Raw genomic sequence first — 405 nt, forward strand, 5'->3', positions numbered from 1 at the left:
GCGGCGGGTCGATCCCTCCCGTTCGCCGTGGTCAGAGCCACGGACGGGCGGGTCGTCGGGTCGACCCGGTTCCTGGAACTCGACTACTGGCAGGGGCCGCTCGTGTGGCCCGCGGTGCCCGGGGTCCCGTTCGGCGACCCGGCGACCGCGATCCCCGACGCCGCGGAGATCGGCAACACCTGGCTGTCGCCGGGCGCCCAGGGCACCGGCATCAACACCGAGGCCAAGCTGCTCATGCTCCGCCACGCCTTCGAGACCTGGGGCGTGCGCCGTGTCTCCCTGCGCGCGGACGCCCGCAACGGCCGCTCGCGAGCCGCGATGGAACGCCTCGGATTCACCTCGGAGGGGGTCCGACGGGCCCACTCACGGGGGCTCGACGGCGCGGTGCGCAGTACGGCCTTCTAC

At 74.1% G+C, this 405-nt stretch carries 1 protein-coding gene; it reads left to right on the top strand.

Annotation, left to right across the window (positions count from 1 at the left end; all coding sequences use genetic code 11):
• On the top strand, window positions 1-405 hold a 405-nt coding region (locus tag ADK55_RS20405; RefSeq protein WP_159041494.1), incomplete at both ends, for a GNAT family N-acetyltransferase.

Source organism: Streptomyces sp. WM4235 (genome assembly GCF_001279725.1).
Lineage (GTDB): Bacteria > Actinomycetota > Actinomycetes > Streptomycetales > Streptomycetaceae > Streptomyces.